16 protein-coding genes and 1 tRNA gene are annotated in these 24832 nt (G+C 62.6%); 11 read left to right on the forward strand and 6 right to left on the reverse strand.

Features of this window, described 5'->3' with window-relative positions:
• Positions 1 to 33 precede the first annotated feature (33 nt).
• Genes glgC through bglA form a run of 5 tightly spaced genes read left to right on the forward strand, consistent with a single transcriptional unit; the run spans position 34 to position 8031 of the window.
• Complete coding sequence (gene glgC, locus NKI24_RS02315; RefSeq protein WP_352618603.1) at positions 34 to 1299, forward strand: glucose-1-phosphate adenylyltransferase; 1266 nt, start codon at positions 34 to 36, stop codon at positions 1297 to 1299.
• Between the two features lie 3 nt (positions 1300 to 1302).
• Positions 1303 to 2748 (forward strand): glycogen synthase GlgA, encoded by a 1446-nt coding sequence (glgA, locus tag NKI24_RS02320; RefSeq protein ID WP_352743131.1) that lies wholly within the window; start codon positions 1303 to 1305, stop codon positions 2746 to 2748.
• A 3-nt stretch (positions 2749 to 2751) separates the two neighbouring features.
• Complete coding sequence (locus NKI24_RS02325) at positions 2752 to 4380, forward strand: alpha-D-glucose phosphate-specific phosphoglucomutase (RefSeq protein ID WP_352743133.1); 1629 nt, start codon at positions 2752 to 2754, stop codon at positions 4378 to 4380.
• Complete coding sequence (gene glgX, locus NKI24_RS02330) at positions 4380 to 6413, forward strand: glycogen debranching protein GlgX (RefSeq protein WP_352743135.1); 2034 nt, start codon at positions 4380 to 4382, stop codon at positions 6411 to 6413. The genes NKI24_RS02325 and glgX overlap by 1 nt, the downstream gene beginning before the upstream one ends.
• Complete coding sequence (bglA, locus tag NKI24_RS02335) at positions 6403 to 8031, forward strand: beta-galactosidase BglA (protein ID WP_352743137.1); 1629 nt, start codon at positions 6403 to 6405, stop codon at positions 8029 to 8031. The genes glgX and bglA overlap by 11 nt, the downstream gene beginning before the upstream one ends.
• 16 nt (positions 8032 to 8047) lie before the next feature.
• Here the strand turns inward: bglA and NKI24_RS02340 are convergent, their stop codons facing one another.
• Both NKI24_RS02340 and NKI24_RS02345 read right to left on the reverse strand, forming a co-directional pair.
• Positions 8048 to 9832, reverse strand: coding sequence for a pilus assembly protein TadG-related protein (locus NKI24_RS02340; RefSeq protein WP_352743139.1), 1785 nt, complete (start codon positions 9830 to 9832; stop codon positions 8048 to 8050).
• A 1-nt stretch (position 9833) separates the two neighbouring features.
• A complete protein-coding gene (locus NKI24_RS02345; RefSeq protein ID WP_352743141.1) occupies positions 9834 to 10313 on the reverse strand; it encodes a TadE family protein in 480 nt (159 codons plus the stop codon).
• Positions 10314 to 10694: 381 nt separating this feature from the next.
• On the opposite strand from NKI24_RS02345, the gene NKI24_RS02350 reads away from it, so the two are divergent.
• The 4 genes from NKI24_RS02350 (at position 10695) to NKI24_RS02365 (ending at position 16109) form a co-directional block, all read left to right on the forward strand.
• Positions 10695 to 12287 carry a peptide ABC transporter substrate-binding protein gene (locus tag NKI24_RS02350; protein WP_352679662.1) on the forward strand — a complete coding sequence of 531 codons (1593 nt, stop codon included), beginning with the start codon at positions 10695 to 10697 and terminating at the stop codon, positions 12285 to 12287.
• 166 nt (positions 12288 to 12453) lie between these two features.
• Positions 12454 to 13377 (forward strand): ABC transporter permease subunit, encoded by a 924-nt coding sequence (locus tag NKI24_RS02355; protein ID WP_352679665.1) that lies wholly within the window; start codon positions 12454 to 12456, stop codon positions 13375 to 13377.
• On the forward strand, positions 13370 to 14488 hold the full coding sequence (locus tag NKI24_RS02360) for an ABC transporter permease (RefSeq protein ID WP_352679668.1): 1119 nt from the start codon (positions 13370 to 13372) through the stop codon (positions 14486 to 14488). The genes NKI24_RS02355 and NKI24_RS02360 overlap by 8 nt, the downstream gene beginning before the upstream one ends.
• 1 nt (position 14489) lies before the next feature.
• Complete coding sequence (locus NKI24_RS02365; RefSeq protein WP_352679671.1) at positions 14490 to 16109, forward strand: ABC transporter ATP-binding protein; 1620 nt, start codon at positions 14490 to 14492, stop codon at positions 16107 to 16109.
• On the opposite strand, the gene NKI24_RS02370 is transcribed toward NKI24_RS02365, so the two are convergent.
• The gene (locus NKI24_RS02370; protein ID WP_352743143.1) at positions 16084 to 17106 is read right to left on the reverse strand and encodes a site-specific integrase; all 1023 of its coding nucleotides are present in this window, start codon (positions 17104 to 17106) and stop codon (positions 16084 to 16086) included. The two genes, NKI24_RS02365 and NKI24_RS02370, sit on opposite strands and share 26 nt — an antisense overlap.
• Positions 17107 to 17605: 499 nt before the next feature.
• Positions 17606 to 17682: transfer RNA gene (locus tag NKI24_RS02375), tRNA-Pro, on the reverse strand.
• A 205-nt stretch (positions 17683 to 17887) separates the two neighbouring features.
• Between NKI24_RS02375 and NKI24_RS02380 the strand changes: the two genes are divergently transcribed.
• Both NKI24_RS02380 and NKI24_RS02385 read left to right on the forward strand, forming a co-directional pair.
• Positions 17888 to 19402, forward strand: a complete 1515-nt coding sequence (locus NKI24_RS02380; protein WP_502901423.1) for a phosphomannomutase/phosphoglucomutase — start codon at positions 17888 to 17890, stop codon at positions 19400 to 19402.
• A gap of 17 nt (positions 19403 to 19419) precedes the next feature.
• Complete coding sequence (locus NKI24_RS02385; protein WP_352743147.1) at positions 19420 to 21690, forward strand: AGE family epimerase/isomerase; 2271 nt, start codon at positions 19420 to 19422, stop codon at positions 21688 to 21690.
• Here NKI24_RS02385 and betB read toward each other — a convergent pair.
• Both betB and betA read right to left on the reverse strand, forming a co-directional pair.
• Positions 21654 to 23117, reverse strand: a complete 1464-nt coding sequence (gene betB / locus NKI24_RS02390) for a betaine-aldehyde dehydrogenase (protein ID WP_352743149.1) — start codon at positions 23115 to 23117, stop codon at positions 21654 to 21656. The genes NKI24_RS02385 and betB overlap by 37 nt on opposite strands.
• 59 nt (positions 23118 to 23176) lie before the next feature.
• Complete coding sequence (gene betA, locus NKI24_RS02395) at positions 23177 to 24829, reverse strand: choline dehydrogenase (protein ID WP_352743151.1); 1653 nt, start codon at positions 24827 to 24829, stop codon at positions 23177 to 23179.
• Positions 24830 to 24832 lie beyond the last annotated feature (3 nt).

Below are 24832 nucleotides of genomic sequence, written 5' to 3' on the forward strand. Positions count from 1 at the left end.
TATGTCTGGAGCATCTAACCTGGGAGGATAGGAATGGCTGAAATAAAACGAACACAGCCGCTGGCACGCGACGCCATGGCTTATGTGCTGGCCGGCGGCCGTGGCAGCCGGCTCAAGGAACTGACCGACCGCCGCGCCAAGCCGGCGGTCTATTTCGGCGGCAAGACCCGCATCATCGATTTCGCGCTCTCCAATGCGCTCAATTCCGGTATCCGCCGCCTCGGCGTCGCCACCCAGTACAAGGCGCATTCGCTGATCCGCCACCTGCAGCGCGGTTGGAACTTCCTGCGGCCCGAGCGCAATGAGAGTTTCGATATCCTGCCGGCCAGCCAGCGTGTGTCGGAAACGCAATGGTACGAGGGCACCGCCGACGCCGTGTACCAGAACATCGACATCATCGAGGCCTACGGGCCGGAATACATGGTCATCCTGGCCGGCGACCACATCTACAAGATGGACTACGAAATGATGCTGCGCCAGCATGTCGAGGCCGGCGCCGATGTCACCGTCGGCTGCCTCGAAGTGCCGCGCATGGAAGCCACCGGCTTCGGCGTCATGCATGTCGATCCCAAGGACACCATCATCTCCTTCATCGAAAAGCCCGCCGATCCGCCCGGCATTCCCGACAAACCGGATTACGCGCTGGCCTCGATGGGCATCTATGTGTTCAAGACCAAGTTCCTGATGGAGCAATTGCGTCGCGACGCGGCGGAGCCCGGCTCGAGCCGCGACTTCGGCAAGGACATCATCCCGTACATCGTCGAGCACGGAAAGGCGATCGCCCATCGTTTCGCCAAATCCTGCGTGCGCTCGACCGCCGAGAACGAGGCCTATTGGCGCGACGTCGGCACGGTCGACGCCTATTGGGAAGCCAATATCGACCTGACCGACATCACGCCGGAACTCGACCTCTACGATCGCGACTGGCCGATCTGGACCTATGCCGAATTGAAGCCGCCGGCAAAGTTCGTGCATGACGAGGACGGCCGCCGCGGGTCGGCCGTGTCGTCTCTCGTCTCGGGCGATTGCATCGTTTCGGGCGCTTCGCTGAAACGAAGCCTGATCTTTACCGGCGCGCGCATCAATTCCTATTCGACGCTGGAGGAAGTCGTCATGCTGCCCGACGTCCATGTCGGCCGCAACGCCAGGCTGAAGCGCGTGGTCATCGATCACGGCGTCAGGATCCCGGAGGGGCTGGTGGTCGGCGAGGATCCCGTCCTCGACGCCAAGCGTTTCCGCGTTTCGGAAAAAGGCATCTGCCTCGTCACGCAGGACATGATCAACAGGCTGGGATCGTAGTGCATGCAGGTTCTGTCGGTGGCGCCCGAGATCTTTCCGCTGGTCAAGACGGGCGGGCTCGCCGACGTGACCGGCGCCTTGCCCGTGGCATTGGCCGGCAAAGGCGTCACCATGCGCACGCTCGTCCCCGGCTATCCTCAGGTGATGGGCGCCTTCAGGAAAAAGAAGCCGGTTCAGCAATATCCATTGCTGCAGGGCGGCAAGGCCTCGGTGCATGCCGTCCAGATCGCCGGGCTCGACCTGTTCGTGCTTGACGCGCCGCATCTTTTCGACCGTCCCGGCGGCCCATACGGCAACGCGACAGGCGCCGACTGGCCGGACAATTGGCGGCGGTTCGCGGCCTTGAGCCAGGTAGGCGGTGATATTGCCGGCGGCGCGATATCGGGCTACCTGCCCGATATCGTCCATGCCCATGACTGGCAGTCGGCAATGACGCTTGCCTACATGCGCTACGGCAAGGCGGTCGGCACGCCGTCGATGATCACCGTGCACAACCTCGCCTTCCAGGGCCAGTTCGGCGCCGGCATCTTTGGCGACCTTGGCCTGCCGGCGGCGGCGATGGCGCTCGACGGCGTCGAATATTACGGCGGCGTCGGCTTCCTCAAGGCCGGCCTGCAGGCGGCGTGGGCGATCACCACGGTCAGCCCGACCTATGCGCAGGAAATCCGCTTGCCCGAATTCGGCATGGGCCTCGACGGCCTGATCAACATGCGCTCCGTCGATCTCCATGGCATCGTCAACGGCATCGATACTGAGATATGGAACCCGGAAACCGACAAGCATCTACCCTCCAACTACACCGCAAAGACGCTGAAGGCGCGAATGCCCAACAAGGCCGCGGTCGAGGACCGTTTCAGCCTCGATCGCGATGACAGCCCGATCGTCTGCGTCGTCAGCCGGCTGACCTGGCAAAAGGGCATGGACATACTGGCTGCGGCCGTCGACGGCATCGTCGCGGCAGGTGCACGGCTGGCAATCCTTGGGTCTGGCGACGCTGGGCTGGAAGGCGCGTTGCTTGCCGCCGCAGCCCGCCATCGCGGCCGCATCGGCGTCGTCGTCGGCTATGACGAGGGACTCTCCCACACCATGCAGGGCGGCAGCGACGCCATCATTATCCCATCGCGCTTCGAACCTTGCGGGCTGACACAGCTTTACGGCCTGCGCTATGGCTGCGTGCCGGTGGTCGCGCGCACCGGCGGCCTTGCCGACACGATCATCGATGCCAACGAAGCCGCCATCTCTGCCGGCGTGGCGACCGGTTTCCAGTTTGCGCCCGCCAATGCCGGCGCCTTGCTGCACGCCGTCCGCCGCCTTGTCGAGGCGCATGCCAATCCCGCAGTGTGGACGTCGATGCAGCGGCAAGGCATGAAGGCCGACGTTTCGTGGGACAAAAGCGCCGAAAAATATGTCCAACACTATCGCTTGCTGCTTTCGAAAAGGGCTGCCTGACTGATGATCCGCACCGTCGCCACCAAACCCTATCCCGACCAGAAGCCCGGCACCTCCGGGCTGCGTAAAAAGGTCCCGGTGTTCCAGCAGGAGCACTATGCCGAGAACTTCGTCCAGTCGATCTTCGATGCGCTGGACGGGTTCGAGGGCAAAACCCTGGTGATCGGCGGCGACGGCCGCTTCTATAACCGCGAGGTCATCCAGAAGGCCATCGCCATGGCCGCGGCAAACGGCTTCGGCAAGGTGATGGTCGGGCAGGGCGGCATCCTGTCCACGCCGGCCGCTTCGCATGTCATCCGCAAATACAAGACCTTTGGCGGCATCATCCTGTCGGCCAGCCACAATCCGGGTGGCCCGCATGAGGATTTCGGCATCAAGTACAATGCCGGCAATGGCGGCCCGGCGCCGGAAAAGCTGACCGACGCGATCTTCGAAAAAACCAAGGCGATTTCAAGCTTCAAGATCGCCGATATCGGGCAGGTTGACATCGACACGATCGGCACGGTCAAGACGGGGGACATGACCGTCGAAATCATCGATCCTGTCGCCGACTATGCCGAACTGATGGAAAGCCTGTTCGATTTCGACGCATTGCGGGCGCTGTTCAAGTCGGGCTTCCGCATGCGCTTCGACGCCATGCATGCGGTGACCGGCCCCTACGCCAAGGAGATCCTCGAAAACCGGCTCGGCGCGCCCAACGGCACCGCCCGCAATTTCATTCCGCTGCCGGATTTCGGCGGCCATCATCCCGATCCCAATCTGGTGCATGCAAAACACCTTTACGACGAGATGATGGGGCCGGATGCGCCAGACTTTGGCGCCGCCTCGGATGGCGACGGCGACCGCAACCTGATCATCGGCAAGGGAATTTTCATCACCCCGTCTGATTCTGTGGCGATGCTCGCCGCCAACGCCCATCTGGCGCCGGGCTACAAGGCCGGGCTGAAAGGCATCGCCCGCTCGATGCCGACCAGCGGTGCTGCCGACCGGGTCGCCGAAAAGCTCGGCATCGGCATCTACGAGACGCCGACCGGCTGGAAATTTTTCGGCAATCTGCTCGATGCCGGCATGGCAACGATCTGCGGCGAGGAGAGTGCGGGGACCGGCTCCAACCATGTCCGCGAAAAGGACGGCCTGTGGGCTGTGCTTTTATGGCTCAACATCCTTGCCGTGCGCGGCGAAAGCGCCAAGCAGATCGTCACCCAGCATTGGGCGGCCTATGGCCGTAACTATTATTCGCGCCATGACTACGAGGAGGTCGAGATCGATCGTGCCAACGCGCTTGTCGGCGAGCTGCGCGCCAAGCTCGGCTCGCTGCCTGGCACCAGCGTGCGCGGCATGACGATCGCCAGCGCCGATGATTTCGCCTATCACGATCCGGTCGACGGCTCGGTCAGCAAGAACCAGGGCATCAGGGTGCTGTTCGAAGGCGGCTCACGCGTCGTCTTCCGCCTGTCCGGCACCGGCACCTCGGGCGCGACGCTGCGGCTTTATGTCGAGCGCTACGAGCCGGACAAGAACCGCCACGATCTCGACACCCAGGAGGCGCTTGCCGATCTGATCGCGGCGGCCGACGACATTGCCGGGATTCGCAGCCATACCGGCCGCGTCAAGCCGAGCGTCATCACCTGATGTCGTTGGGACTATCCGCCGGCTATCGTCCGCGATTTGGCGGGCTTGCCGGGGAGGGCGGCATCCGCTTCGCCGCATGGTCCTCGTCGGCTCGGCGCATCTGGGTTTCGATTTTCGACGAACACGGCAACCGCGAAGTCGACCGGCTGGAACTCCAGTCGGAAGACGAGGGCGTCCACGCACTTTTTGTTGCCGGTCTCGCCGCCGGGACCCGATACGGGTTCCGCGCCGATGGCGACTACGCGCCGGAACACGGTCTCTGGTTCGATCCCGACAAGCTGCTGGCCGATCCCTATGCCGTCGAGATCGACAGGCCCTATGCCTATGACGGCCGGCTAGCCGCGCGTCGAGGCGAGGGGGCCGACACCGCGCCACTGATGCCGAAGGCCATTGCCGGCGCCTTGCCGGAACCCTTGCCCGCCTTGCCGCCTCTGTTTCGGCCCGGCCGGCTCATCTACGAGGTGCCGGTGCGCGCCTTCACAAAGCTGCATAAGGACATTCCCGAGAAGCAACGCGGCACCATTGCAGCTCTCGCTCATCCCCTTGTTATCGAGCATCTGCAAAAACTCGGTGTCGCAGCCATCGAGTTGATGCCGGTGACCGCATCGATCGACGAACGGCATTTGCCGCCGCTCAGGCTGCGCAACGCCTGGGGTTATAATCCCGTGACCTTCATGGCGCTTGATCCTCGACTGGCGCCCGGCGGTCTGGCCGAGTTGCGCGGAACGGTCGTCGCGCTGCGCGACGCCGGCATCGGCACCATTCTCGACCTTGTGTTCAACCACACCGGCGAAAGCGACCGGCTCGGCCCGACATTGTCGCTGCGCGGCCTCGACAGCCGCGCCTATTACCGGCACGAGCCGGACGGCGCTCTGGTCAATGACACCGGAACCGGCAATACGCTCGCCTGCGAGCATCCGGTCGTCCGGGAAATGGTCCTCGACACGCTTCGCCACTTTGTCCAGCACGCGGGTGTCGACGGATTCCGCTTCGACCTGGCGCCGATCCTCGGCCGCGTCGCCGGCGTTTTCGACACCGATGCGCCGCTGCTGAACGCCATTCGCAACGACCCTGTTCTTGGCGACCGGGTGCTGATCGCCGAGCCTTGGGACATCGGACCGGATGGCTATCAGCTCGGCAATTTTCCGCGGCCCTTCCTCGAGTGGAACGACAAATACCGTGACGATATCCGCCGCTTCTGGCGCGGCGACGGCGGCATGATCGGTGCGCTGGCGACCCGGCTTGCCGGTTCGTCCGACGTCTTTTCCAAAGCAGGCCAGACCACGAGCCGCAGCATCAACTTCATCGCCGCGCATGACGGCATGACGCTGGCCGATATCGCTGCCTATGAGCACAAGCACAATGAGGCCAATGGCGAACAGAACCGCGATGGTCACGACGACAACCTGTCCTGGAACAATGGCCTCGAGGGCGAGACCGGCGATCAGTCAATCGTTACGGCCCGTTTCGATGACCAGTGCGCGCTGCTGGCGACGCTCTTTGCCTCGCGCGGCACGATCATGCTGACGGCCGGCGACGAGTTCGGCCGCACGCAGCGCGGCAACAACAACGCCTACGCGCAGGACAATGACATCACCTGGCTCGACTGGGCCGGGCGCGACCGGGCGCTGGAGCTGTACACGGTTCTGCTCGCCAGGATGCGTCGTGTCGTGCCGGCGCTCTTGGACACAACGTTCCTGACCGGAGAACCGCCTGCGGGCTCCGAAATCCCAGACGTAGCCTGGCTGACGGAAACCGGCATGCCGCTCGACGAGGCCGCCTGGCACGATGCCAGGCGGCACCGGCTGGTCATGGTTCTCGGGAGCGGTGAGAACAGTCGCCTTGCGGTGATCATCAACGGCGACCGCCGGGCCTGCATGTTCACGCTGCCGGAACGGGCGGGTTTTCTTTGGCGCCCAGCTATCGAACCGGATAGTAGCGATATCTCGCGGCCGGTGCCTGGGCGAACGGTCCTGTTCATGATCGAAAGCAGGACAGCGCGGGCGGGCGCAGGGGAGAGCCATGATGGCTGACAATGCCGAATGGTGGCGCGGCTGGGTCATCTACCAGATCTACCCGCGCTCCTTCCAGGATACGACAGGCGACGGCAGCGGCGATCTCCGCGGCATCACCTCGAGGCTGGCCCATGTCGCATCGCTCGGTGTCGACGCGGTTTGGCTGTCGCCTTTCTTCAAGTCGCCAATGGCCGATATGGGTTACGACGTTTCGGATTACTGCGCCGTCGATCCGATGTTCGGCACATCAGAGGATTTCGACGCGCTGGTTGCCGAGGCACACCGGCTCGGCCTGAAGGTGATCATCGATCAGGTCTTGTCGCATTCGTCGGATCGGCACGAATGGTTCGTCGAAAGCCGCACGAGCCGCGACAACCCCAAGGCCGACTGGTACGTCTGGGCCGATGCGAAGCCCGACGGCACCGCCCCCAACAACTGGCTGTCGCTTTTCGGCGGCCCGGCCTGGGAATGGGACGCAACGCGCAGGCAATATTACCTGCACAATTTCCTCGCCTCGCAGCCGGACCTGAATTTCCACAACCCGCAGGTGCAGGACGCCTTGCTGGAAACGGTGCGGTTCTGGCTCGAGCGCGGCGTCGACGGTTTCCGGCTGGATACGGTCAACTATTACGTCCACGACCGCTGGCTGCGCAGCAACCCGCCTTTGGCGGAAAGCGTCGCCGGCACCAATACGGCAACCAGCCCCTATCTCTATCAGGAGCATCTGTTCGACAAGAGCCAGCCGGAAAACCTTGCTTTCCTCAGGCGCTTCCGGACCTTGCTTGACGAATATGAAGGCCGCGTCGCTGTCGGCGAGATTGGCGACGAAACTCGTTCCTTGCAGACGCTCGCCGCCTATACCGGCGGTGGCGACAAGCTCCAAATGTCCTACACGTTCGACCTGCTCGGCCCGCAATTCTCGGCGTCGCATGTGCGTGGCTGTGTCGAGGCCTTCGAGAGTACGGTGTTCGACGGCTGGGTTTGCTGGGCGTTCTCCAACCACGATGTCGTGCGCCATGTCAGTCGATGGACAAGGCCGGGCGGCGATCCGGACAGGGTGGCGAAATTCTCGATCGTGCTGCTTTCCTGCCTGCGCGGATCGATCTGCCTCTACCAGGGCGAAGAACTCGGGCTGGAGGAGGCTGAACTGGCGTTCAAGGATTTGCGCGATCCCTTCGGCATCCGGTTCTGGCCGGCAATCAAGGGACGGGATGGGTGCCGAACGCCGATGGTCTGGGAGGCTGGCGCCGACAATGCCGGCTTTTCGACCGGCAAGCCGTGGCTTCCGGTCCCGACAAGCCATCGCGCCCAGGCGGTCGACGTCCAGGACGGCGAGCAAACCTCCGTCCTGGCGAGCTACCGGGCGATGCTGGCCTTGCGCAAGCAGCATCCGGCGCTGGTTCGAGGCTCGATCCGGTTCCTCGATGCCGAAGGCGACGTCCTTGCTTTCATTCGCGAAGGCGGTGACGAAAAGCTGCTGTGTGTTTTCAATTTCGCCGACGAGCCGGCCGGCTGGCAATTGCCACCGGATCTGGAAGCGATAGAGCCGAGAGATCTTGGCGGTGCTGCCGGCGTCTTGCAGGAAAGAACTCTGTCGCTGCCGCCGCTGGGCTGCTTCCTCGGCCGGATCGGCTGAGCTCTATTTCATTATCTCATTGAACGAGCACGGAGCGCCCGCAAGTCGCGCCGACAACCCGCACATCGGCCTCGCCGACATGCACGCCGACAGCTGCAAGCACGTTATAGACCAGTTCGTCGACCGGCGCCGTCACGCCGTTCAGAACCGTTACCACCGCCGGCTTAACCGTTCCGAGCAGGGCCGTCACGTCCAGTCCGAGGCCCAGTGCATTGACCGAGAGCGAGAGGCCGCTGACCAGCGATGTCGTGAGTGATTGCGTCAGGTTTTTTGTGGCGACAGTTTTTATCGTCTTGTTGGCGATATCGGTGCTGTCGAACGTCAATGCGGTCGGATCGTTGTTGGTGATGGCAAGTGATGACGAACCCTTCACATCGAGCAGATTGAGGGTGAGCAGCAGAAGCTTTACGCTTACCTGTGCAATCGTGGCATCGGAGAACGATTGCGGATTGCTGAAATCGGCGAAGGCCGATGGGTTGTTGTCGGCGTCGCTGGTGGCAAGGTGCAGCGAGGCCACGCCAGGCTGCGCGGCGATCGAAACCTTGATGCTATCCGGCCGGCCCGTCGGGCAGCTGATGTCGGTTAGCTTGGCTTCCGCATAGGCGACTTCGACGTGCAGAGGCAGGTTGACGGACAGCAGGCTGATGCCGCCGCCGAGATTGGAATTGCCGATGCCCACTGTGGTGACCAGCTTGATGCGCGTCTGCGCGGTGCGCACCACGGTGCCTTTTTCCCCGACGGCCAGCCAGGGTGAGTATTGCATCGGTTCACCGATGGCGATGGCGAGCGTGGTGGAGGTAAGTCCCGGAATAGTGGCGCCGAGATCGACCTGGACCTGGTTTGAGCCATTGGCCAGCGAGGCGGCGGCACCCAGCATGCCCATCGCGCTTGCGTCGACGGAAAAGCCGGGAGACTTTTGTCCGAGGCCGAGCTTACCGATCGAGCCAAGATCGATAAGATGACTGAGGGGTATCTTGACCGTGTTGGTGGCCCTCGACGCGATCGTCTGCAGCACAAGTTTGCTGGCGCTGCCCGACCCGGACGCATTGGCCATGGCGGTCGCGATCTGGCCTACCGTCGCTTTTGACGCCAGCACGTCGGAATAGCTGACACCTGTCAGTTGCAACTGTACGGCAAGGGCATCGACGAACGAAAGCACGTTCACATCGGCCGAGATCAGCGCGTTGTAGTCCATGACGCTGAGCGAAATGTTGGCGCCCAGCAACTTGCTGAGAAGCGCGTTGAGGATGCCGCCATTGACGCTGAGGAGCCTGGACCCGACCGAGAACATCGCTTGCGGGGTCACGCTGGCAATGGCTTCGGTGCCGACAACCGGAGTAGGGATGAGCGAACTGGCGAAATACCGGGCGGGGATTTTTTGCAGAGTGACGCGAACGGCGTTGTAAGGCGTTTTACCGGCTTCGAAGCGCTTGTCGACGCCAACGGAGGACGCCGCTGAGTATCGGCCGCCGGTGACCGACACGACGGTTTTGCCAACCGTGGGAACCATTGTCTGACCTGCCTTTTGAACAATGATGCCGGGCATTCGGTTGTCACTGAGCGTGGTTACCGCCGCGGCTTCCATATTGTTGATGTTCGACGCCGCGGTGATCGCCGCCAGATCGGTCATCGCCTGGGCTTCCCTGCGCTCCGTGTAGATCGAACCTTCGTCGACAGCGAAGGCCGCCAGCCCCAGCGCGAATGGCGCTGTCAGCGCCGTCATGACGGCAAAGTTCGCCTTCTTGTCGCCAACCATCGAGCGAGCGATCCGCCCGATGCTCCTCAGCAAGAACTGCGACATTTCAAATGCCTCCAATCCTGATGGTAGATCTGCGCGACATCGTGGTTTGCGGCATCGCAAGGCTTGGCAACAGGTTCCAGATCGGCAGGTTGCTGGCATCGTACTGGATCGACACGACGAACTGATTTCCGTCGGCCGTGCTGTCCGTCGCCTGATAGGTCAGCTTGCCGGAATCGACGAACGGGTATCCACTGGCATTGTTTTTGACGAAACTCGCCACCAGCGCCTGGCGCTCGGTTTGATTCAATCCGGCAATTGCGGTGCGGGCGGCATCGGCGGCGATTTGCTGCAAGGAGTTGCTTGCACCAAAATAGATACCATATGCAACCATTCCGAGCAAAAGAAGGATAAAGATTGGGGAAAGCAGGGCGAACTCGACCGCGGAAGTTCCGGAGTCTTCTCCAATTTTGCGTAGATTCGTCCGTACGTGGCGCAATATTTTACGCTTCAATGCGACAGTATTACTGTCTATCTTGTTCATTGCCCTTGCCCGTTGGAACCCAAGGTCGATGTGCCGATTCCATCGAAATTTGTAACCCTTGGTTGCCTAAGAACCAATTAATACAATCCGGTAAACTGAAATGATCGGCCAGATTATTTCCCAGATCGGCGTTCTGGCCGGGAAACCCAGTCAAACTCATGGTTTCGACCATTGATTGGCCGCCCGCAAAACGACTGCCCCGGCCCCCTTACTTTGGGTGACCCCGAGAGTCTGTTGAAATAAAAAATCTCCACGTTACTGTTTGGCCACCAGCTGCCGGAGAGGGAACCGGCTGCGCGCTCGAAAGGAACCAACCAATCGGTTTCGGGGCGTCAACACTTAGAGACGTGGCTGAAGGGCGACGTCATTAGGGAGAACTCCATGCTGAAACATGTGCTGAAGGCGACGGTACTCGCCACGACCATGGTCTTGGCCGCCGGTACGTTCTACACGCCGGCTTTCGCCGAAACCGTCTACAACCGCGGAGCCGCCGCCGAAGCGGAGACGCTCGATCCGCACAAGACCTCGACGGTCTACGAAGCCGATATCATACGCGACCTGTTCCAGGGCCTCGTGATGCATGACCAGAAGACGAATCTCATTCCAGGCGCCGCCGAAAGCTGGACGGTGTCCGACGACGGCACCGTCTACACCTTCAAGCTGCGCAAGGACGGCCTCTGGTCGGATGGCAGCCCGGTGACGGCGGACGACTTCGTTTATTCGTTCCGTCGGCTTGAAGATCCGGCCACCGCAGCCGAATACGCTTCCATGCTCTATCCTGTGAAGGGTGCCGAGGAAGTCAACACCAAGAAGGGCAAGCCGGAGGATATGGGCGTCAAGGCGATTGATGCAACTACCCTCGAAGTCACGCTCAAGGCGCCAACGCCTTACTTTCTGGAGATGCTGACCCATCAGGCGACCTATCCAGTTAACAAGGCGTCTATCGAAAAGCTTGGCGCCGACTGGATCAAGGCAGGCAAGCTGGTCTCCAACGGGGCCTTTACAGCGGCGGAGTGGATTCCCAACGACCATCTGAAGCTGGTCAAGAATCCGAAATTCTGGGACGCCGCCAGCGTCAAGTTCGACGTGGTCAACTACATCCCGACCGAGGATCGCTCGTCCGCGATGAAGCGCTTCGAGGCCGGCGAATTCGACAGTTACGGTGACCTGCCGACCGAACAGCTCGCCGATCTCAAGACCAAATTCGGCGACCAGGTCCGTGTCGGGCCATATCTCGGCATCTACTATTACGCGATCAAGACCGACAAGGCGCCTTGGGACAACGTCGAACTGCGCAACGCTATCTCGATGGCGATCGATCGCGACTTCCTCGCTGAAAAAGTCTGGCAGAATTCGATGCTGCCCGGCTATTCGATGGTCCCTCCGGGTATCCAGGGCTACACGCCGGCACTGGCCAAATACGCCGACATGCCGCAGATCGACCGCGAGGACGCTGCCAAGAAGATCCTCGAGAAACTCGGCTATACACCCGAGCATCCGTTGAAGATGCAGATCCGCTACAACACCTCGGAAAACCACAAGAACACCGCTGTCGCCATCCAGGAACAGTTGAAGCCGCTTGGCGTCGAGGTCACGCTGCTCAACACCGACACCAAGACCCACTACTCCTTCCTCGAGCAGAAGGGCGACTACGATGTGGCGCGTGCCGCCTGGATCGCCGATTACAAGGACCCGGAAACCTTCCTCGGCATATCTCGCAAGGCCAGCGGCAACAATTATTCGAGCTATAACAGCCCGAAATTCGAGGCGGCCATGGACAAGGCCGCCGCCGCCGGCGGCAAGCCCGAACAGCGCATGAAGGAACTCGCCGAGGCCGAGCGCATCCTCGTCGACGACGTCGGCGAGATCCCGCTTCTCTACTACAGCTACCACGACATCGTTTCCTCGAAGCTGCACGGCTTCGACGACAATGTGATGGACATCCATCCGTCCCGCTTCATCAGCAAGGACTGATCCCTTAGCCAGGCCGCCGCGCGACTCAATGCGCGGCGGCGCCGGTTTGCCATCGCATCGGCCCGGGAACCGGATTCGATTTTCGACAATGTCGGTGCGAAGATTTGAAGGCTAGAGCGCAATCGTCCAGCCGGACGCGCGCTGCTCTGGATCAAGCGGGGCATCGATGCTGCGATTCGTTTTCCGGCGGCTCCTGACCGCCATCCCGACGCTGTTCGTCATCGTGACTATAGCGTTCTTTCTGATACGCGTCGCGCCGGGCGGCCCGTTCAACCAGGAGCGGGGCCTGAGCCCCGAGATCAGGGCCAATCTCGAAGCCCAGTTCGGGCTCAACGACCCGCTCTGGCTGCAGTACCTCCATTATTTGGGCAATCTTCTGCGCGGCAATTTCGGCCCCAGCTACAACATGCCGGATTTCACCGTCGGCGAGTTGTTCAGGGAAGGCCTGCCGATCTCGATCCAACTTGGCGCTTCGGCGCTCGTTCTGGCGCTGCTCCTCGGCAGCGTGCTCGGCACTGTTGCCGCGCTCAACCAGAACAAGCTTGCCGACTATTCTGTGATCGCGCTGGCGACCGCCGGCAGCACCATACCAACCTTCGTCATCGCCCCGATAATCCAGCTTGTATTCGGATTGACCTGGAAGCTGCTGCCGATCGGCGGCTGGGGCGATGGAGCCCTCATCAACAAGGTCGGCCCGGTACTGACGCTCGCTCTGCCGCAGATCGCCATCGTTGCCCGCCTGATGCGCGGCTCGATGATCGAATCGCTGCACTCGCATCACATCCGCACCGCGCGCGCTCTCGGCCTGTCCGACTGGTCAGTCGTCGTCAAGCATGCGCTGCGCGGCGCCATCCTGCCGATCGTCTCCTTCACCGGTCCGGCAGCCGCGGCCCTTCTCACTGGCTCGATTATTGTCGAGACCATCTTCTCTATCCCGGGCATCGGCCGCCATTTTGTCGTTGCTGCGCTCAACCGTGACTACACACTGGTGATGGGGACAGTGGTGGTGATCGCGCTCTTCACAATTGTCTTCAACCTGATCGTCGACGTCCTCTACGGGGTCGTCGATCCGAGGGTGCGCTATGACTGATATCGCAGTAGCCGCACCGGTCGTCGGCCGATCCCTGTGGGGTGACGCCTGGGCGCGCCTCAAGGCCAATCGCGCAGCCATGCTCAGCCTCTATTATCTTGCCTTCATCGCCGTCATCAGCGTGTTTGGGCCCTCTTTCGTGCCGCACCAATACACCACCATCTATGGCGATTACGTCCGTACGCCGCCGAGCTTCTCCGCCTATCCGAAGGCCGACATGATCGAAGGCGCTCTCGACGAGGCGATCAGGCGCATGCGCGCCGAAATCAAGGAGTGGCGGCAGGAGGGCAGCCGTGTGTTCGTTACCGTAAAATCGTCCAAGCCGATCGACGACCGCAACATTCGCTACCTTGATCGTTCCGATACCTTTGATGACACAAAGATCGAGAGCAAATCGCCGGACGGTCTCGAAATGGTGATGAGTGCCTCGATCAAGCAGCAATATTTCCTGTTCGGCACCGACAATACCGGCCGCGATCTCTTGTCCCGAACGCTGATGGCCGGGCGCATATCGCTGGCCATCGGCCTGCTTGCCGGCATCGTAGCCGTGGTCATCGGCGTGCTCTACGGCGCCACCGCCGGCCTTGCCGGCGGCAGGGTCGACGAGGTGATGATGCGTGTCGTCGACGTGCTCTATTCTTTGCCGTTCATCTTCTTCGTCATCATGCTGGTGGTGTTCTTCGGCAGGAACTTCGTGCTGATGTTCCTGGCCGTCGGCGCGGTGCTGTGGCTCGATATGGCGCGCATCGTGCGCGGACAGGCGCTGTCGATCCGCCGGCAGGAATATGTCCAGGCGGCGGAGGCGATGGGCGTCGGCCAGCGCGGCATTCTGCTGCGCCATGTGATCCCCAATTTGCTCGGGCCGGTGGTGATCTACATGACGCTGCTCGTGCCGCAGGTCATCATCCTGGAGAGTTTTTTGTCGTTCCTCGGGCTCGGCGTCCAGGAGCCGATGACCAGCTGGGGCGTGCTGATTTCGGTCGGCGCCCAGAACATCGGCTCGGCCAACTGGCTGCTTCTGTTCCCGGCCTTCTTTCTCGTCTCCACGCTGTTCGCGCTGAACTTCGTCGGCGATGGGCTGCGCGACGCGCTCGACCCGAAAGATCGTTGAGATGGCTGCTTCCGAAACCATCCTCAGCGTCAAGGACCTTTGCGTCCGCTTCCGCACCCTCGACGGTGTGGTGGAGGCGGTGAAGGGCATCAACATCCACGTCAAATCAGGCGAAACCGTCGCCGTCGTCGGCGAATCCGGTTCCGGCAAGAGCCAGACGATGATGGCGGCGATGAGCCTGCTCGCCTCGAACGGCGAAGCCACCGGCACCGTCGATTATCGCGGCCGCAATCTTTTGACGCTGGGCAAGCCAGAGCTCAACAAGATCCGCGGCCGCAAGATCAGCATGATCTTCCAGGAGCCGATGACTTCGCTCGACCCGCTCTATTCGATCGGCAACCAGCTGATCGAGCCGATCCGCAAGCATCGCGGACTTGGCGCCGCCGCGGCGCGCGAGGAGGCGCTCAAGCTGCTGCGGCTGGTCCATATTCCCGATCCGGAGCGGCGGATGAAATCCTATCCGCACGAGTTGTCGGGCGGCCAGCGCCAGCGCGTAATGATCGCCATGGCGCTGGCCAACGATCCCGACATACTGATCGCCGACGAGCCGACGACCGCGCTCGACGTCACCATCCAGGCGCAGATCCTCATGCTGCTCGCCGAACTGCAGCGCAAGCTCGGCATGGCGATCGTCTTCATCACCCACGATCTCGGCATCGTCAGGCGCTTTGCCGACCGGGTCTATGTGATGCGCTATGGCGAGGTGGTCGAGGAGGGCGAGGCGGAAGCAATCTTCGCCAACCCGCAGCACGGCTACACCAAGATGCTGCTTGCCGCCGAACCGACCGGCACCAAGGCGCCGCCGCCTCCGAATGCCCCTGTCCTGCTTGAAGGCAGGAACGTCGAGGTGACCTTCAAGATCGGCGGCGGATTTCTTGGCGGCGAGCCGCTGCTGCTGCGCGCCGTCGATCGCATTTCGATACGGCTGAAGCGCAACCAGACGATCGGCATCGTCGGCGAATCCGGATCGGGAAAATCGACGCTCGGCCGCGCCTTGCTGCGGCTCCTGCCCAGCGACGGCATCATCCGGCTTGGCGACCGCGACATTTCCCACGCTGACCGCCAGGCGATGCGGCCGCTGCGGCGCGAATTACAGCTGGTCTTCCAGGATCCATTCGGCTCGCTGTCGCCACGCATGACCGTCGGCCAGATAATCACCGAGGGTCTTCTGGTCCACGAGCCCAATCTGTCGGGCAGGCAGCGCGATCTCCGCGCGGTCGATGCCTTGCTCGAAGTCGGGCTCGATCCGAACACGCGCAACCGCTATCCGCACGAATTCTCCGGCGGCCAGCGGCAGCGCATCGCCATTGCGCGCGCCATGATCCTCAAGCCGAAAGTGGTGGTGCTGGACGAGCCGACCTCGGCGCTGGACCGCTCGGTGCAGAAGCAGATCGTCGAATTGCTGCGCAAGCTGCAGGCCGACCACGAACTGTCCTATCTGTTCATCAGCCACGATCTCGCCGTCGTGCGCGCCATGGCCGACTACATCATCGTTATGAAACAGGGCAAGATCGTCGAGGAGGGGCCGGCAGAGGCGATCTTCAGCAATCCGCAGGCAACCTACACACAGACACTGATGGCCGCGGCCATCGATGTCACGCGATTTCGCCTGAGCGCATAGCCTTGCTGGCGATCCGCCACATGTCGACGTCGCACAGCACAGGCCACATGGCGCGGGTATAGCGAAGCACATTCGGGGTGACATCGTGGCCGAGCCCGGCTTCCACGCGGCAGGTGCGGAACGCCTTCTCGATGCGCTTTGTCGGTTCGCCCAGGCTGTCATGGACGACCGGCCCGCAGTCGCAATCGATACGCTTCCAGCGGCGCATATGGGCGATCAGCCGTGACGGCAGTCGCGTCGGCGGACGCCATTTCTTGCTTTTTTTCGCGTGCTGATCTTTGCAATAGAGCACGCCGCGGCCTAGGTCCGGCCAAGCTTCTGCGGCCTCGCCATCCCAATTGAGTTGCAGGATTGAACGATGTCTGCAGCCAGTGTAGAGCCCCACAATGATAAAGCGGCAGAGATGAGCATACTGACCGTGCTTCCGGCGCAGCCGCAATGCCGCGCGCAGCAGTCCCGCTGCTTCCTCGCGCGTCAGCCAGCGCTCGCGCGCTGCTGGTTTGTCTGGCAAGGTGACGGACGGCTTCGGATCGAGACCGTATTCCTTGGCCCAAAAGTTGATCGCCGAGCGGAGGTCCTCAAGATCGCGACGCGGGCCTGATGTAAAGTCCTTGTCTCGCCACGCCGGGAGTAACGCACGGCGGGTCTCCATCGCCGCAGCTTTGAGCTTGGCGATTCGCTCACGCTCTACCCGATTGCGCTCGCGCGAACGGTGCTCGACATAGGCGCGGCAGCGATCTCCATTGATGCTGGCGACCGGCTCGGTGCCGAAGAATTCGTTCAGAAAACGCATCCTGGCGAGAAATTCCTTGCGACCGGCAATCTTGGCCTGGCGTGCTTCGGCATAGGCGGCGAGGATGTCACCGACAGTCAGGCGGCGGGCATCGGCCCTGGAGATCGGGGGCTGATATTTGCCGGCGGCGGCAGGCCCGAGTTGAGGGCGCAGCATACCTGAAGCGCTAGACGCCGCTGCCGTGCGTGCATGATGATGGGTCATCACGATGGTCCCCTTTTTTGCTCCGAAGTTGTTCGTCCTGCGGATGGGGATCGTTAGAAGAGGCAACAAGACCGGCTTTGCAACAAGCAAAATGGGCGATAGTGCTGTGAGATGCAAAGACTTGCGAAATGCGGCGGAGGAATCGCACCGGCTTGGCTTTCGCGCCGGACGATAGGTTTTGGTGAGTTCCCGGAGGGTAGCCGACAGCCGCGTCAAAATGGTGGCCCGGGCTACCCCATGTTGCGGTTATAACTGAGGTGTAAATCTCACGCCGGCCTTCACCGGACGACTTGGCATGCCGAAGCGGGGGAGGTTTCGGGTGCCATGGAAAGTCGCTTTTTGCCGATGACGAACATCCGCTCGCGTCGGCATTAGCCGCGATCCGATGCCCCTGCGGGCACCGCTTAGCCTCTCCCCGGCCAGACCTGCCTTCTTGTCCGAATGTATAGGGGCAATTTGGAAAGAGCGCCTGCGGGCCTTGAACCGGGGATGTTTTTTCTGGTCGGAGTGGCAGGATTTGAACCTGCGACCCCATCGTCCCGAACGATGTGCGCTACCAGGCTGCGCTACACTCCGTAACCAGACCGCGGGCTTATAGCCGCCGCGTTTGGTTACTGCAAGCGCCAATGGCAGCGCTTCTGTCGCATTTCTTTCGCTTTCGCCGCCACGTCATACAGGTTTCAGTTTCCTGTCGCACAAACACGGCTTAAAGGGCATCTGGGTAACCGTCCACTTGCCTCGAAGCACCTGATTCAGCCGCCTGGAGTTTGCAGCCTTGTCGATGAAGATCGTTAGCGATGTCAGACCAAACACTTTTGAGTTTGAAACCTCGGCGCTGATCAAACCCTCCGGGTTTCGCGAATATGATGCGCGCTGGTGGTTCGGCCATCCCGGCTCGAACGAAACGCCGGAACTCAATCTGATCGGCGTCCAGGCGCTCGGCATGGGGCTCGGCACGCTGATCCGTCGCCTGGGTGCCGGACCCGACATCGTCACCGGTCACGATTTCCGTTCCTATTCGCTTGCCATAAAGCTGGCGCTGGTTTCCGGGCTGATGGCAGCCGGCGCACGGGTCAAGGATATCGGGCTGGCCCTGTCGCCGATGGCTTATTTCGCCCAGTTCGCGCTCGACACGCCCTCCGTCGCCATGGTCACTGCCTCGCACAACGAGAATGGCTGGACCGGCGTCAAGATGGGCGCGGCGCGCCCGCTGACTTTTGGTCCGGAGGAGATGAGCGCGCTGAAGGCGATCGTGCTCTCAGGCGATTTCGACCTTGTCGGTGGTGGCTCCTATGACTTCGTTGCGGATTTCCGCAAAACCTACCTCGACGATCTGACAGCGGGAAAGCGTATCTCCAGGAAGCTCAAGGTGGTGGCCGCTTGCGGCAACGGCACCGCCGGGGCTTTCGCTCCCGAGGCACTGGAAAGGATCGGCTGCGAGGTGATCCCGCTCGACGTCGAGCTCGATCATACTTTTCCCAATTACAATCCCAACCCCGAAGACATGCAGATGCTGCACGCCATTCGCGACAAGGTGCTGGAAACGGGCGCCGATGTCGGGCTCGGTTTCGACGGCGACGGCGACCGCTGCGGCGTGGTCGACAATGAAGGCAACGAGATATTCGCCGACAAGGTCGGCGTCATGCTGGCGCGCGACATTTCGCACCTCTATCCCGGCTCGACTTTCGTCGTCGACGTCAAGTCGACCGGGTTGTTCATGACTGACAAGGTGTTGCGGGAAAATGGCGCGGTCACCGACTATTGGAAAACCGGTCACTCCTATATCAAGCGGCGCGTCGCCGAACTCGGCGCCGCCGCCGGTTTCGAGAAATCGGGCCATTTCTTCTTCAATCCGCCGATCGGCCGCGGCTATGACGATGGCCTGGTCACGGCCATCGCCATATGCCAGATGCTGGATCGCAGCCCGCAAAGCAGCATGGCGGATCTTTACCGCGATCTGCCGTTGACCTTCGGCACGCCGACCATGTCGCCACATTGCGCCGACGAACTCAAATACGGCGTGGTCGAGCGCGTCGTAGGCGACTTTCGCAAGATGAAGGACGAGGGCGCCGTCTTCGCCGGCCAGAAGATCGCCGAACTGATCACCGTCAACGGCGTCAGGGTCGTTGCGGAGGATGGTACCTGGGGGTTGGTGCGGGCATCATCGAACAAGCCTGAGCTTGTGGTGGTGGTGGAGAGTCCGGTATCGTCCGAGCGGCGGCGGCAGATGTTCGAAGGCGTCGATGCGGTGCTGCGCCGCAGCTCCGAAGTCGGCGCCTACAATCAGACCTTTTGAGCACGAGGCTTGTTTTCATGACCGAACGGATCGTCAGTTTTGTGATGAGCGGCGGCGTCGGCTCGCGGCTGTGGCCGCTGTCGCGCGAGGACAATCCCAAGCAGTTCCATGATTTCTCCGGCGACGGCTCGATGCTGGCCAAGACGCTGCGCCGGCTGACCGCGCGGCTGGAAGGCGAAACGCCGGTTTTCCTGATTGCCTCGGAAAGGCATGCCGACCGCGTTCATGCCGACATTGCCGGTCACGAGCTTTCCGGCGGCGGTCCGCTCTTCGAGCCGACCGGACGCAACACCGCGGCGGCCGTCGCTTTGGCAAGCCTGCGCACGCTGTCGGAATTCGGCGACAGCCTGGTACTGGTGGTGCCGTCCGACCATGAGATCGCGACCGCGCAGCAGTTCTGGCGGAGCATCGAGGCCGGCACTGCGGCCGCGCGCCAAGGCAGGTTGGTGGTGTTCGGCATCAAGCCCGCCCAACCCGAGACCGGTTACGGCTACATCGAGGTGGCCGGCGAGCGCGATGGCATCTGCGATGTCTCGCGTTTCGTCGAAAAACCCGATCTCGCCACGGCGCAGAGCTATCTCGAGGCCGGCAATTTCTACTGGAACACCGGCATCTTCCTGTTTCGCGCCAGTGCCATGCGCGACGCTTTCATGGCCTTCCAGCCCGACATCTGGAGCGCCACAGAGGCTGCCTACCAGGCTGCGACATCGGATCTTTCCGGCCTCTACATGCCTCTGGAGCTCTATGCCGCCATCCCATCGACATCGATCGACTATGCGATCATGGAGCGCGCCAGCGGCATCGCCATGGTGCCGGCCGGCTTTCGCTGGAATGATCTCGGCTCCTGGCAATCGCTGCTCGACGTCGGCCCCTCCGACACGCAGGGCAATGTCATTGTCGGCGATGTCGTTGCCATCGATTGCGAGAACTCCTATATCCGCAGCGACGGCCGCCTGCTGTCGGCCATAGGCCTGAAGGACGTCGCCATCGTGTCGACGGCCGACGCCACTTTCGTCGCGCCGGTCAGCCACAGCCAGAACGTCAAGAAGATCGTCGAGCAGCTCGAAAAAAGCGGCCGCCTCGAGACCAGGTTCACGCCCGCCGACGACCGCGTCATCGAAAGCGGCGCCTGGCAGCGCCGCGTGCACCATTGGCTGTTCGAGGAGACGGTGCCGTTGTGGTCGACGGTCGGCGTCGATGAGCGCCATGGCGGGTTCCACGAGGCGCTCGGCTTCGATGCCGCCCCGCTGATGAAACCCAAACGCATGCGCACGCAGGCCAGGCAGATCTACGCCTTCGCCGTCGCCAAGGCGCGCGGCTGGAACGGCCCGGCCGATCGGCTGATCAGCCACGGCCTCGAATTCATGGCCAGGCACGGACGTACCGACAATGGCGGCTGGGTACGCACGCTCAACGTCGACGGCACCGTCGCCGACGCCGCCGAGGATGCCTATGACCATTCCTGCGTGCTCCTGGCGCTTGCGCATGCCCATATGTGCGGTAATCCCGATGCGTTGCGGCTTGGCGAGGAGACCTTCGCGTTCATCGACGCGCATCTCGAGGACGAACGCCTGACCGGCTTCCGCGAGACCTCGAGCGGCGAGGGCGAGCGCCGCTCCAACCCGCACATGCATCTGCTCGAGGCATTCCTGGCCTGGCATCAGGCGACGGGCGAGCGCGCCTATCTTCGTCGCGCCGCGCGCATCGTCGATCTGTTCCGCAGCCATTTCTTCGACCCGGAAAGCTGGACGCTGGGTGAGTATTTCGACAATGAATGGCGGCCGGCCCCTGGCGAGAAGGGCACGTGGACCGAACCCGGCCATCATTTCGAATGGGCTTCGCTGCTGGTCGACTTCGCCGGGCGCAGCGGCCAGAGCGGCTTGACCGGCCTTGCCCGGAAGCTTTACGCGTCGGCAATTGCCAATGGCCTGAACCGCGCCACAGGCCTCGCCTACGGCGCGGTCTCGCGGCAAGGGCTGCCGCTCGACCGCGTCTCGCGCAGCTGGCCACAGGCCGAAGCGATCAAGGCGGCGATCGCGCTGGACGGTTCGGGCGGTCCCGACCTGAAGCCGGAAATCGAGGCGCGTGTCGGCCGGCTGTTCCGCTGGCACATCAATCCCGCCCCGCTCGGCCTGTGGATCGACCGCATCGACGAGCGCGGCCGTTCACTGGCAAGCGAGGTGCCGGCCAGCATCTTCTATCATCTGGTCTGCGCGCTGACCCAATATCTGGACGGCACAGCCTGCAAGGATCAGTACGGGCTGGCGACATCCCCGGTCTCGACATAGACCGACTTCAGTTGCGAATAGAGCGCCAGTGCCGCGAGCGAATTCTCGCGGCCGATGCCGGACTGCTTGAAGCCGCCGAAGGGGATTTCGACCGGCGTCAGATTGTAGGCGTTGATCCAGCAGGTGCCGGCCTGCAGTTCGGCGATGACACGATGGGCGCGCTGCAGATCGCGGGTGAACACGCCAGCGGCGAGGCCGAATTCGGTATCGTTGGCGCGCTCGATCACCTCGTCCTCGCTGTCGAATTTCAGCACACTCATCACCGGCCCGAAAATCTCCTCGCGCGCGATGCGCATCGTGTCGGTGACACCGGTGAACACCGTCGGCTCGACGAAGAAGCCACCCTGGAAACCCTGCAGCGAAGGCACGTTTCCGCCGCAGGCGAGCACCGCGCCATCCTGCTTGCCGGCCTCGATGTAAGAAACCACCTTGTCGTGCTGCGCCTTCGAGACCAGCGGCCCCATCTGCGTGTCCAGATCGAGCGGATCGCCGATGCGGATTTTCTTCGTCCGTTCGGTCAGCCTCTCGACGAAACGGTCATGGATGCTGCTCTGCACGAAGACCCGCGTGCCGTTGGAGCAGATCTGGCCGGTCGAATAGAAATTGCCGAGCATCGCGCCGCCGATGGCATTTTCGAGGTTGGCGTCTTCGAAGACGATCAGCGGCGACTTGCCGCCGAGCTCCATCGTCGCGTGCTTCATCTTCGAGCCGGCGAGCGACAGCACCTTGCGGCCGGTCGGCACCGAGCCGGTCACCGAGACCTTTGCGACGACATCATGTCCGACAAGACCGGCGCCGACATCGCCAAAACCCTGCACGACGTTGAACAGCCCGTCGGGCAGCCCGGCCTCGGTGTAGATCTCGGCGAGCGCCAGCGCTGAAAGCGGCGTGTTCTCCGAGGGCTTGAACACCATCGCATTGCCCATGGCGAGGGCCGGCGCCGACTTCCAGCCGGCGATCTGGATCGGATAGTTCCAGGCGCCGATGCCGACGCAAACGCCGAGCGCCTCGCGCCTGGTATAGGCAAAGGGTCCGCCGAGATCGACGGCTTCGCCATTAAAGGCGGCGACGGCGCCGCCGAAATATTCCAGGCAGTCGGCCGCCGACGGGGCGTCCGCAACCAGCGTCTCCTGGATCGGCTTACCGGTATCCAGCGTCTCGATGCGCGCCAGATCGGCATTGCGCGCGCGCAAGATGTCGGCGGCGCGGCGCAGGATGCGGCCGCGTTCGACCGGCTTCAGCCGCGCCCAGGCCGGTTGTGCTGCACGCGCCGCCTCGATCGCGAGCTCCAGCACGTTCGGCGTCGCCGAGCGCAGCATGGCGATGGTCTCGCCAGTTGCCGGATAGATAACCGGCAGCGCTGCGCCGCGCTCGTCGTCGATATAGCGGCCGTTGACATAATGCGATGCCGTTGGCTGGGCGCGCATGACTGTTCTCCAAATCGTCTTGTCGCGGCATGCGGAATATGCGTCCGCCGGATCATGGCCTATCTGTCCGACACCTGCCAGCGCGGATTGATCCATGGTTCCTGGTTGGACGGTGGCAGCGGCGTACGCCCGAGAATGTGGTCGGCGGCCTTCTCGCCGGTCATGATCGACGGCGCGTTGAGATTGCCGTTGGTGACGCGTGGAAAGATCGAGGAATCGGCGACCAGAAGCCCTTCGACGCCAATGACGCGGCATTCCGGATCGACGACGCTCATCGCATCATCGGCACGGCCCAACTTGCAGGTGCCGCAAGGGTGGTAGGCGCTTTCGGCGTGGTCGCGAATGAAGGCGTCGAGCTCTTCATCCGATTGTACATGCGAGCCCGGCGACAGTTCCTTCCCGCGGTACGGATCGAAGGCCGCTTGCCCGAAGATCTCGCGGGTCAGCCGGATGCAGTGGCGGAACTCCGTCCAGTCGTCCGGATGCGACATGTAGTTGAAGCGGATCACCGGCTTCGATTTGGGATCGGGCGAGCGCAGCGTGACCGAACCGCGCGACTTCGACCGCATCGGCCCGACATGCGCCTGGAAACCATGCGCCTTGGCCGCCGCCTTGCCGTCATAGCGGACCGCGGCCGGGATGAAGTGATACTGGATATCGGGATAGTCGACGCCGGCGCGCGAGCGCACGAAGGCGGCCGCCTCGAAATGATTGGTGGCACCGAGGCCGGATTTGAAGAACAGCCATTGTGCCCCGATCAGCGCCTTCGAGAACGGGTTCAAGACGGAGTTCAGCGTGATCGGCTTTGTCGATTCCTGCTGGATGTAAAGTTCCATATGGTCCTGCAGATTGCGGCCGACTCCGGGCCGGTCGGCGATCACCGGGATGCCGTTCTCCCTAAGGTGCTGGCCGGGGCCGATGCCGGACAGCATCAGGATCTTGGGCGAGTTGATCGAGGACGCGGCAACGATCACCTCGCGCCGCGCTCTGACCACCTGAATCCGTTTGCGCACTTCGATCTCGACGCCGGTGGCGCGTTGATTCTCGACGATTACCCGCCGGGCGAAACCTTTGACCAGGCTGACATTTTTCCGCCTCAGCGCCGGCCTCAGATAGGCGCTCGCCGCGGACCAGCGACGGCCGCCGCGAATGGTCTGCTCCATCGGCCCAAAGCCTTCCTGCTTCGCGCCATTATAGTCGTCGGTCAGCTCGAAACCGGCCTGACGGCCTGCCTCGACGAAGGCGCCGTAGAGTGGGTTCGTCCTCGAGCCGCGCTGCACAGTCAGCGGCCCGCCATGGCCGCGCCAGCCATTCTCGCCGCCATTGCTGTCCTCCATGCGCTTGAAGTACGGGAGCACATCGGCAAAGCCCCAGCCGGTCGCGCCCTGTTCGGCCCAATGGTCGAAGTCGCGGGCATGGCCGCGCACATAGACCATGCCGTTGATCGACGACGAGCCGCCGATGACCTTGCCGCGCGGCGTCGCCAGCACGCGGCCGCCGAGGTGCGGCTCCGGCTCGCTGGCAAAGCCCCAGTCGTAGAGGCTCATATTGAGCGGGATCGACAGTGCCGACGGCATCTGGATCAGCGGGCCGATATCGCTGCCGCCATATTCGATGACGATCACCGAATGCTTGCCGTCCTCCGAGAGCCGGTAGGCCATGGCCGAACCGGCCGAGCCGGAGCCGATGATGACGAAATCCGCTTCAAGCATGGT

The organism is Mesorhizobium sp. M0701 (assembly GCF_040320365.1).
Classification (GTDB): domain Bacteria; phylum Pseudomonadota; class Alphaproteobacteria; order Rhizobiales; family Rhizobiaceae; genus Mesorhizobium.

Coding starts and splice junctions, on each gene's coding strand:
- glgC (WP_352618603.1), top strand. CDS start 34: ATGGCTGAAATAAAACGAACACAGCCGCTGGCACGCGACGCCATGGCT.
- glgA (WP_352743131.1), top strand. CDS start 1,303: ATGCAGGTTCTGTCGGTGGCGCCCGAGATCTTTCCGCTGGTCAAGACG.
- NKI24_RS02325 (WP_352743133.1), top strand. CDS start 2,752: ATGATCCGCACCGTCGCCACCAAACCCTATCCCGACCAGAAGCCCGGC.
- glgX (WP_352743135.1), top strand. CDS start 4,380: ATGTCGTTGGGACTATCCGCCGGCTATCGTCCGCGATTTGGCGGGCTT.
- bglA (WP_352743137.1), top strand. CDS start 6,403: ATGATGGCTGACAATGCCGAATGGTGGCGCGGCTGGGTCATCTACCAG.
- NKI24_RS02340 (WP_352743139.1), bottom strand. CDS start 9,832: ATGTCGCAGTTCTTGCTGAGGAGCATCGGGCGGATCGCTCGCTCGATG.
- NKI24_RS02345 (WP_352743141.1), bottom strand. CDS start 10,313: ATGAACAAGATAGACAGTAATACTGTCGCATTGAAGCGTAAAATATTG.
- NKI24_RS02350 (WP_352679662.1), top strand. CDS start 10,695: ATGCTGAAACATGTGCTGAAGGCGACGGTACTCGCCACGACCATGGTC.
- NKI24_RS02355 (WP_352679665.1), top strand. CDS start 12,454: ATGCTGCGATTCGTTTTCCGGCGGCTCCTGACCGCCATCCCGACGCTG.
- NKI24_RS02360 (WP_352679668.1), top strand. CDS start 13,370: ATGACTGATATCGCAGTAGCCGCACCGGTCGTCGGCCGATCCCTGTGG.
- NKI24_RS02365 (WP_352679671.1), top strand. CDS start 14,490: ATGGCTGCTTCCGAAACCATCCTCAGCGTCAAGGACCTTTGCGTCCGC.
- NKI24_RS02370 (WP_352743143.1), bottom strand. CDS start 17,106: ATGACCCATCATCATGCACGCACGGCAGCGGCGTCTAGCGCTTCAGGT.
- NKI24_RS02380 (WP_502901423.1), top strand. CDS start 17,888: ATGAAGATCGTTAGCGATGTCAGACCAAACACTTTTGAGTTTGAAACC.
- NKI24_RS02385 (WP_352743147.1), top strand. CDS start 19,420: ATGACCGAACGGATCGTCAGTTTTGTGATGAGCGGCGGCGTCGGCTCG.
- betB (WP_352743149.1), bottom strand. CDS start 23,117: ATGCGCGCCCAGCCAACGGCATCGCATTATGTCAACGGCCGCTATATC.
- betA (WP_352743151.1), bottom strand. CDS start 24,829: ATGCTTGAAGCGGATTTCGTCATCATCGGCTCCGGCTCGGCCGGTTCG.